The sequence below is a fragment of the Rothia sp. HMSC076D04 genome, from assembly GCF_001814645.1.
GTDB lineage: Bacteria > Actinomycetota > Actinomycetes > Actinomycetales > Micrococcaceae > Rothia > Rothia mucilaginosa.
Map to the genome: position 1 here is coordinate 224,883 of NZ_KV817365.1, position 8,444 is coordinate 233,326.

Genomic DNA, 8,444 nt, shown 5'->3' on the forward strand with positions numbered 1-8,444 from the left:
GGGGGGGGTCTGCACAGCTGGGGGAGGAGTCTGTTTTTAGGCCTTGCACTCAGTGTAAAATATGTGACTCATTTCACCGCTTTTCGATTTGGTTGTTTCTGGGAACCTCTGTATAGTTATATGTGTTGCCAGGGAGACCTGGTAAAAGAGATGTAAATCTCACGGCCCCATCGTATAGCGGCCTAGTACTCCGCCCTCTCACGGCGGCAACACCGGTTCAAATCCGGTTGGGGTCACACTAGGAAAAAAGCCTTGATTCTTCGGAATCAAGGCTTTTTTGTTTATATCTGTCTTTTTCAAGAAAGATTAAAAGCGAGAAGCCACATGTGTTTGAAACACATGTGGCTTCTCAGCGGTATATGGGACCCGGAATCTACTGTGCCGACGCCTCAGCAGAAGCAGTAGTAGCCTCAGCGGAACCTGCAGCGGTCGCCTCCGCAGACGCAGTACCCTCAGCGGAAGCGCTCGGGCTCAGCGACGGAACCGGCGAGGCAGACGCAGTACCCGGAGCACGACGCACCATACGCCAAGTGCCGTCCTGGTAGTGTGCCACAATCTGGCCAGCCACCGGCTTACCCGGGTACTTGAATACCTCGGTCAGCGGCTGCACACGATCATTGGTCTTGCTGTACACGCCAGCACCCTCAGCACCATCAATTACCATCTCGGTTGCCCAAGTGTAGTAGCCGGTGCGGGTGTCCTTGGTCGGGCGGTCAGCGGTCAGCGACAGAACCATCGGATGCTCCGAACCAATAACCCAGCCGCTCTCCGAAGCGTACATGCTCTGGAAGAACTCAGCCACGGTCGAGTAGTCGCCGGTGTGGTCAATGTTCGTGAAGCGGGTACCGTCACCGGTCAGCAGCAGGTAGTTCAGGGTAGCCTGCCAGTACGCGATGAACGCATGCAGACCCTCAACACTGTTCTCACGCAGCTTCGCCGGCTCAACCGGGATCGCGACGTTTACAGCCTTGTGCTCCTTGGTGCCGGGCTCAAAAGTGCCAGTGGAGGAGTAATCGGCAAGAACGACCTCACCCTTCATGCTGGGGCCAGCCTCAACGGTGGTGGTTGCCGCCGCGGTGGGGGAGACGGATGCGGTAGCGCTTGCGGTCGAAGACTCGGTAGCGGACGCGCTCGTGGTCGCCGAAGACTCGGAAGACTTCGAGGAACATGCGGCAAGAAGCACGGCGGTGCCCAGGCCCAGTGCGGTCAGGGCGGTGCGGCGGGTATACATGGTAGACATGGGGCTCTTTCTGAGGGGAATAAAGTATGTGCCGGTATTGAACTAATTCCAGAATATCGCAGGGGAGCGGTCAGCCCAATGTTGTGTACGCCTCCAATGCCGTAAAAGCGGCGGTAGATGACGAAAAACACGGGACCCAGAGATTCTCGCACGACTACGATATGGCCGGGGTTCTAAACGGAGGCACCGGAGCTGCTCGCGCTTGAAGTGGGTGAGATCGGAGCTAGTTTGACTCGTTCATTCCAGACCGTCCATGCACCATTTTGGTGTACCAACTCAAAAATGATTTTGCTGGGACCGTCTGGGTTATTTGTGTAGGCTAGCGAAATCTCCAAGCCCTGTGCCGTGGTGTGGACTACGGCCCTACTGTGCATGTAGGTCGTAGCTTTCCAATGGTAGCGGTCTTCGTCAATCTTTTGAGGAGATTCCTCTGTCAACTGGTATAGACAAGGTGTTTCGGTGCCGTATAGCCAGCCGCTGCCGTCTGAATACATTTTCACGTACGCCTTCTTCATCTTTTCCCAGTATTGGTCTACGGTTGCGTCTACAGACTTTAAAGGCTCAATATCCCCAGAAATCATGAGATAGTTCTGAGAAGCCATCCAATATCCCAATGCTGCATACATGCCGCCCTTTGTCTTGTTGCTCATGTTTGCAGGGCGTACGGGTTTGCGCGGATTCTCGGCTTTCTTCTCATGGGTTGCCGGAACGTAAGTTCCTTGCGACTCGTAGTTGTTGAACTTCAGCTCGCCCTTATAGATACGCTGAGCGTCGAGCACACTCGGGTCGCTGAGCGGGCGGACATCGCTAGCACAGGCAGTCAAGGAGGCGAGCGCGGCGGTGGCGGCGATGCCAAAGGCGGCGCGTCGGGTCACGAAGGTAGACATAAGGTACCCTTCAATAGATTATCGGTGTATCTATTTCAGGGTACCTTAGTGTATTTGGGTATTTTTATGATTTTTTCGTTGTCAAACCTTGGAAAATGCTACAAAAGATACATTAGCTAACGAAAAGCACCGTTTACTAGGGGAAAAGCCATTATCTTCCTATACAGTCGTTTCCCGCGTCTGTATCTTCCTATACCGCCGCATCCTAAACGTTGAGGCCGGAGCCGCTTCCGCCTGAGGAACCGGGAGAAGTCGTCGAGGAACTCTTCGTCTCAACGGTGACCCTCCACGCATCGTCTCGATAGCTCAACACAAAAGTGACCTCATCATTACTGGAATCACCGCTCGTCTCAGCCAGACGAATGTCCCTGTCCTCGGGCACGTAATGGAGAACGGCATCCTTATGGCTACGGGCAATACCCTTCCAGCGGTACTGCTCATCGTTAACCTTCTGCGGGGTCTCTTCGGTCAGGTCAGCCACGAGCGGCGTCTCGGTGCCGTACATCCACCCCTCATTCTTTGCGTACAACTCTACGTATGCCTTCATCTTCTGCACGTAGATGCCGTCCAGGTCCACGTCCTTGAACGGGGTAGCGTCGCCAGTAACCGTCAGGTAGTTCAGGGCTGCGACCCAGTAGCCCAGCGCCGCATACATGCCCGAGGTCGTCTTTGACTTTATATTCACGGGAGGAACGGGCATAGGCGGGTTCTCCGCCTTCTTCGTGCTGCTTGCGGGGCGGTACGTTCCGGTGGACTTGTAGCTATTGAACTTCAGCTCGCCCTTGTAGGGGCGCATCGGGTCAACCACGCTCGGGTCCTCCAGCGGGCGAATATCGCTGGCGCAGGCGGTTAGGGAGGCGAGCGCGGCAGTGGCGGCAACGCCCAGGGCGGTGCGTCGGGTAACGAAGGTAGGCATGGGAACCCCTCAATAGTTTGTTCGTGTGCTTTTAAGCGTACCCGAGCAGATTTGTTGACACGTTCAAAGCCGGCACATGCTCATCTGGGGGAATAGTTCAACACGACCGTACGCAGGCCATGCAAACAAAAAGGGGAAGCTCCCGCACGCAGCCTCAACTGCATTCGAGAGCTTCCCTCATCACTATAAATGACTAGGAACGCGGGTTAGGCACTAGCGCTACTCGCCTCTGAAGAGGGGGAATCAGCTTCTTCATCACTGAGTAAGAACCAGGCGCCATCCTTATAGTCAAACGGAAAATTGGTTGCCTCGCTCTTGGCCGATCCATCAACCAGAGGAACAGGGTCATGACCCTCAACGTGAGCCTTTGCATTGGGATCATAGATAATGCGTCCGAGCCAATCGTAACGGTTGGGACCGCCCTCAACTTTTTTGGGAGCATCAGTCAGCAGCTGAATGGTAACCGGCGCATCCGTGTCATACACCCAGCCCTTACCGGAAGAGTAGATAAGAACAGCATTGGCGTGATCGTTCGCATAGCGGCCTTCAGGGTCAGCCTTCTTGAGCGGCTCGAAATCGCCGGTCATGAACATGTAGTTGAAGCTTGCCACCCAGTAGCAGAGGAACTGGTACATGCCCTCAACGGTCGCCTCGTTCATCTTCTCCGGAACAACAGGCTTCGGCACGTTCTGCGCTTTCTTCTCAGCCGTGGCAGGAACGTACTCGCCGTTCTTCTCATACTTGTCGAGCTTCACCGTGCCCTTGTACGACTTCTTAGCAGGCTCAGTCGCTGAAGCAGATGCCGAGGCGGATGCGCTCGCAGACTCAGAAGTGCTGGCACTCGCCGAAGCCTCACCGGAGGCGGAGCTATCAGCCAGCGGACGAATATCGCTAGCGCACGCAGTCAGCGCCGCAGCCGTGCCAGCACCGGTAGCTGCAGCTAGTGCGGCACGTCGAGAAAGAAAAGTTGCCATGAAAAATCCTTAAATGATAAGTAGGGTAGGGGATGAAGCTCTGGAGCTTATCAACCCTATAAGTGAGGTAAATCCTCACCTCTAAGGTGAACTCTGCAAAGATGCTCTAGGCGGTCTTAGAGTTAGCATCATCGGATGCTTTGGTGCTCGGGCTCGCAGTGCCCTGTCCGCGTATCTTAGTGGGGTAAGTGAACCATTTACCGTCCTGATACGACAATTTCAGGTCGGAAAGCTCAGGCTCCATGGAAGTGTTCTGGTACATAGGCCTGTTTCCCTTACCCTCAACATGCATCATCGCCTTAGAGTCCTTGGACAGCGTGATACGCCAGTAGTAGAGGGAGCCGCTATCCGATACCTTCTCAGGTTGCGGGGTCATAATCTCAGCCTGAAGCGCATGCTCCGAACCGTAAAACCACCCCTCATTGGACTCATAAAAAGTCACGTAATCATGGAAAGACTTCACATCCCTGCCGGAGGGGTCAGCCTGCTTCAACGGCTCATCGTCACCGGTGAGCACCAGATAGTTGACGCTGGCAAGCCAAAAACTAAAGGCAGAGTATGCGCCATCAATGGTTTTCTCATGCATATTCGCCGGAGGGAGGGGCTTGGGCACATTCTGCGCTTTGTGCGTCTCATCCGCGGGGATGTACTCGCCCTTCTTCTCGTAGTTGTCGAACTTTACCGGCCCCAGATAAGACTTCTCAGAAGAGCCACCCGCAGAAGCGGATGCGCTAGCAGATTCGCTAGGACCTGCAGAAGTGGACGCCTCACCGGAGGCGGAACTATCAGCCAGCGGGCGGATATCGCTGGTGCAGGCGCTCAGCATCGTAATAGCGCCCGCACCGGCAGCTAGTAGGGCTGCACGTCGAGAAAGGAAAGTCGTCATCAGAAATCCTTAAGTAGTGCGTATCAGAAGATGAGGGAAACTAACTATCGTTGTTCAAAAGCATGCGCCACATGCCTTCTTTGTACTCCATGATGAACTTCGTCGTGCGGGGAATCGTCTTTTCCTCCTCAACGATAGTCGCATCAGGCTCACCCTCAATGTGGTACTTAGCGGCAGGATCATATGCGACGGTCACAAGCCACTCATAACGGTCCGGCTTATTAGCAACCGGCTGAAGCTCATTCTCCACAATCTCAATCTTGTACGGCTGATCCGAACCGTAAATCCAACCCAGACCCGACTCATAGAGCTTAATCATGGTCCTAGAGTTCCTCAGAAAAGCCTTCGCCGGATCCGCCTTCATCAGCGGCTCAACATCGCCGGTCAGAATCAGATAGTTCTGGGAAGCAAGCCAATAGCCCATCAGCGCGTAGGCGCCCTCGGGGTTGTTCTCCTTCATCTTCTCCGGGATAAGAGGCATCGGCACGTTCTGTGCCGGCGCATTCGCAGTCGCAGGGACGTAGGTGCCGTTCCGCTCGTAGTTATTGAACTTAATCGGACCCACATACGAGCCGGGCGTATGATCATCAGCAGGAGAAGGAGACACAGAGGCGCTCGCAGACGAGGAAGCCGAACCAGAAGCAGCACCGCCAGAGGAACCGCCCGAACTCTGCGACAGCGGGCGAATATCGCTAGCGCAAGAAGTCAGCGCAGCAAGAATACCGGTCGCACCCATGCCCAGGAGAGTACGTCGAGTGAAGAAGGTAGTCATCGGAAGCCCTTCGTTGGAGCCAATACAGAGCAAACCACGACGCCGTGCACCAGAGCATGCGTAGACGCCCTGTAAAGACCTATCAGTACGTCAATGTATACACTTTTAAGGTTACCCGAGAGCCACCTAATAGCCCCGTGACCGCCTCGAATGTTCAGAAAATTAAGACCCCACACCCAGCGTTTTACCAGGTGCGGGGTCTTACCGCATAAGAAATCACTACGAGAGCGAGCCCTCTGCAATGCGGTAGCTAAGCGGCGCTCGACAGCTCCCACTTGCCGTCCTTGTACTCCAGACGGAACCTCGCCACCTTCTTCTTCGACTCATCAGCGCTCGTCGCCTTCTCAGGCTGACCCTCATAATGCCGCATCATCTTCGGGTCCATGTAGGAATAGCCTTCCCAAATAAAGCGAGTATTGTCGCTGCCCGGCACCTCACGAGGAGCATCCGTCAGCAGCTCAACAATATACGGAGTTTCCGTACCGTACACCCAGCCCAAACCCGATGCATACAGTTTCAGCGTGCCAGGATACTTCTCTATGCCGTAGCCATCATGGTAAACAACCTCAATCGGTCCAGGGTCACCCGTCATCATCAAATAGTTCAAGCTAGCAAGCCAGAAACTCAAGAAAGCATACGCACCATCAACGCTGTGCTCCTTCATATTCGCCGGAGGAACAGGCTTCGGCATATTCTCAGCCTTATGCGTAACACTCGCCGGAACGTACTCTCCGGTCTTCTCATAGCTATCGAACTTCATCGGACCCTTATAGGACTTACCTGAAGACGGAAGACCCGAAGCAGCAGAAGCACTCGCAGACGCTGAAACAGAAGGAGAAGCCGAAGCACTTGCAGAAGCAGACGCAGTTTCGGAGGCGGTCGCCGCCTCCGACGGAGAAGCCGAGCCGGTACCACCAGCCAACGGGCGAATATCACTGGCGCACGCAGTCAACGCAGAAAGTGCACCCGCAAAAGCAACACCCAAGGCGGTACGTCGAGTGAAGAAAGTAGTCATCAGAAGTCCTTCGTCGGATTCTTCACCCACAAAGCCGTCGGTACGGGGCTCACAACCTGCAGGCAAAGACCACATGTAGTACGTCAATGTATATACGTTAAGCGTACCCGAGGCACCCTCCGCCAACTCAGAACATTTGTTGAGTTTCCCCTGGGTGTTCCCTGGGTTTCCGCAGAGTTCTGGCAGCGTTTCGGCAAAAAGAAACCCCCGCCCACGGTGCATTACCGCAGGTGGGGGAGAAGCCTATTCACGCTGTCAAAGACAATGGCCTAGACAGACGAAGAGCTACCAGAAGAAGCAGATGCAGAAGAGCCCTCATCGCCGGTAAGCATAAACCACTTACCGTCCTTGTACTCCACAGCAGCCTTCATCAGCTTGCCGTTCGGACTAGAAGACGTCTTGAAAGGTAGGTCAGACTTGCCCTCACGATGAATCTTTGCATCGGCACTGTAGTTCATGTAGCCCGGCCAGTTATAACGGGTACTGCTACCGGAAGCCTTCTGCGGTGAACTACTAATCAACTCCATAGTAACCGGGGTGTCCGTACCGTACATCCAACCCAGATCACTCTCGTACATCAACGTAAATTCCTGCAGGCTCTTCGCATACACATCTGCAGGGTCAGCCTTCTTCATCGGCTCAGCATCACCGGTCATCAGCACATAGTTGAAGCTCGCCAGCCAGTAGCCGATGAACGCATACATGCCGTCAACACTCTGCTCGTTCATGTTCGCCGGAACGAGAGGCTTGGGCACATTCTGTGCCTTCTTCTCAGCCGTGGCAGGAACGTACTCACCCTTCTTCTCGAAGTTATCGAACTTCACAAGGCCCTTATAGGACTTGTCGGAAGAGGAAGACGAAGCCGATGCTGAGGCGCTCGCGGATGCGCTTTCGGACGCACTTGCTGAAGCCTCACCGGAGGGGGAACTATCAGCCAGCGGACGGATATCGCTAGCGCACGCAGTCAATGCCGCCAGTACGCCGGCACCGGTAGCACCCAACGCCACGCGACGGCTCACACCAGCAGAGACGGGGGAAGGGCTCATCATTATCAGCCTTTCAAAAGAAGTCAGCAAAGGAAATTGAGTGAGTTGACACCCCCATCATACCGGCAAAAACGCAGATACCCATTAACGGTCGTCGTATGGTGCCGATGACATAGCAACCTCACGCCGCTGCGAAGCATTACCGAGTTCCGGCAAAAAGAAACCCCCGCCCACGGTGCATTACCGCAGGCGGGGGAGAAGCCTATCTCAAGCTCCCAGAAGCTTAGACAGAAGAAGAGCCCGAGGAAGACTTGCTGGCGCTACCAGGCCCAGAAGAGCCATCCTCGTCGGTGAGCATAATCCACTTACCATCCTTGTACTCCACGCCAACCTTCGTCAGATCCCGCGAGCTATCCTCCATAAAGGGCTCATCCGAACTCTCGCCCTCAGTATGAACCTTAATGTCGGTGCTGTACCGCATGTATCCCAACCAGTCATAACGAATTCGGCTACCGGAAATTTTCTGAGGCAAATTAGAAATCAGCTCAAGAGTAACCGGGGTATCCGCACCGTAGAGCCACCCCAGATTATTTTCATAGGCAGCCGTCAAATTCTGGTATTCCGTCAGTATGTCCGTAGACTCAGCCTTCTGCAACGGCTCAGGATCGCCAGTCATCAGCAGGTAGTTGAAGCTCGCCAACCAATAGCCGATGAACGCATAAATACCATCAATGCTCTGCTCGTTCATGTTCGCCGGAACGAGAGGCT

Annotated in this window: 9 protein-coding genes and 1 tRNA gene; 1 reads left to right on the forward strand and 9 read right to left on the reverse strand. The window is 54.5% G+C overall.

What is annotated here, in order from left to right; genetic code table 11:
- The first annotated feature begins 163 nt into the window (after nt 1-163).
- A tRNA-Glu gene (locus HMPREF2980_RS03305) sits at nt 164-236 on the forward strand.
- Nucleotides 237-373: 137 nt separating this feature from the next.
- On the opposite strand, the gene HMPREF2980_RS03310 is transcribed toward HMPREF2980_RS03305, so the two are convergent.
- The 9 genes from HMPREF2980_RS03310 to HMPREF2980_RS03350 all read right to left on the reverse strand — a co-directional run.
- The gene (locus HMPREF2980_RS03310; protein ID WP_070690147.1) at nt 374-1,240 is read right to left on the reverse strand and encodes a DUF6318 family protein; all 867 of its coding nucleotides are present in this window, start codon (nt 1,238-1,240) and stop codon (nt 374-376) included.
- Between the two features lie 173 nt (nt 1,241-1,413).
- Nucleotides 1,414-2,127 carry a DUF6318 family protein gene (locus HMPREF2980_RS03315; protein ID WP_070690148.1) on the reverse strand — a complete coding sequence of 238 codons (714 nt, stop codon included), beginning with the start codon at nt 2,125-2,127 and terminating at the stop codon, nt 1,414-1,416.
- 205 nt (nt 2,128-2,332) lie between these two features.
- Nucleotides 2,333-3,043: a DUF6318 family protein gene (locus tag HMPREF2980_RS03320; protein ID WP_070690150.1), complete on the reverse strand. Its 711-nt coding sequence runs from the start codon at nt 3,041-3,043 to the stop codon at nt 2,333-2,335.
- Nucleotides 3,044-3,249: 206 nt separating this feature from the next.
- On the reverse strand, nt 3,250-4,017 hold the full coding sequence (locus HMPREF2980_RS03325; RefSeq protein ID WP_070690153.1) for a DUF6318 family protein: 768 nt from the start codon (nt 4,015-4,017) through the stop codon (nt 3,250-3,252).
- A 106-nt stretch (nt 4,018-4,123) separates the two neighbouring features.
- On the reverse strand, nt 4,124-4,903 hold the full coding sequence (locus tag HMPREF2980_RS03330; RefSeq protein WP_070634382.1) for a DUF6318 family protein: 780 nt from the start codon (nt 4,901-4,903) through the stop codon (nt 4,124-4,126).
- A 40-nt stretch (nt 4,904-4,943) separates the two neighbouring features.
- Nucleotides 4,944-5,675 (reverse strand): DUF6318 family protein, encoded by a 732-nt coding sequence (locus HMPREF2980_RS03335; protein WP_070690155.1) that lies wholly within the window; start codon nt 5,673-5,675, stop codon nt 4,944-4,946.
- A 250-nt stretch (nt 5,676-5,925) separates the two neighbouring features.
- A complete protein-coding gene (locus tag HMPREF2980_RS03340; protein ID WP_070690157.1) occupies nt 5,926-6,690 on the reverse strand; it encodes a DUF6318 family protein in 765 nt (254 codons plus the stop codon).
- Between the two features lie 269 nt (nt 6,691-6,959).
- Nucleotides 6,960-7,739: a DUF6318 family protein gene (locus HMPREF2980_RS03345; RefSeq protein ID WP_070690159.1), complete on the reverse strand. Its 780-nt coding sequence runs from the start codon at nt 7,737-7,739 to the stop codon at nt 6,960-6,962.
- A gap of 220 nt (nt 7,740-7,959) precedes the next feature.
- Nucleotides 7,960-8,444 (reverse strand): DUF6318 family protein (locus HMPREF2980_RS03350; RefSeq protein WP_246823654.1); only part of this gene is annotated, 485 nt, incomplete at its 5' end.

Coding starts and splice junctions, on each gene's coding strand:
- HMPREF2980_RS03320 (WP_070690150.1), bottom strand. CDS start 3,043: ATGCCTACCTTCGTTACCCGACGCACCGCCCTGGGCGTTGCCGCCACT.
- HMPREF2980_RS03325 (WP_070690153.1), bottom strand. CDS start 4,017: ATGGCAACTTTTCTTTCTCGACGTGCCGCACTAGCTGCAGCTACCGGT.
- HMPREF2980_RS03315 (WP_070690148.1), bottom strand. CDS start 2,127: ATGTCTACCTTCGTGACCCGACGCGCCGCCTTTGGCATCGCCGCCACC.
- HMPREF2980_RS03345 (WP_070690159.1), bottom strand. CDS start 7,739: ATGATGAGCCCTTCCCCCGTCTCTGCTGGTGTGAGCCGTCGCGTGGCG.
- HMPREF2980_RS03330 (WP_070634382.1), bottom strand. CDS start 4,903: ATGACGACTTTCCTTTCTCGACGTGCAGCCCTACTAGCTGCCGGTGCG.
- HMPREF2980_RS03310 (WP_070690147.1), bottom strand. CDS start 1,240: ATGTCTACCATGTATACCCGCCGCACCGCCCTGACCGCACTGGGCCTG.
- HMPREF2980_RS03335 (WP_070690155.1), bottom strand. CDS start 5,675: ATGACTACCTTCTTCACTCGACGTACTCTCCTGGGCATGGGTGCGACC.
- HMPREF2980_RS03340 (WP_070690157.1), bottom strand. CDS start 6,690: ATGACTACTTTCTTCACTCGACGTACCGCCTTGGGTGTTGCTTTTGCG.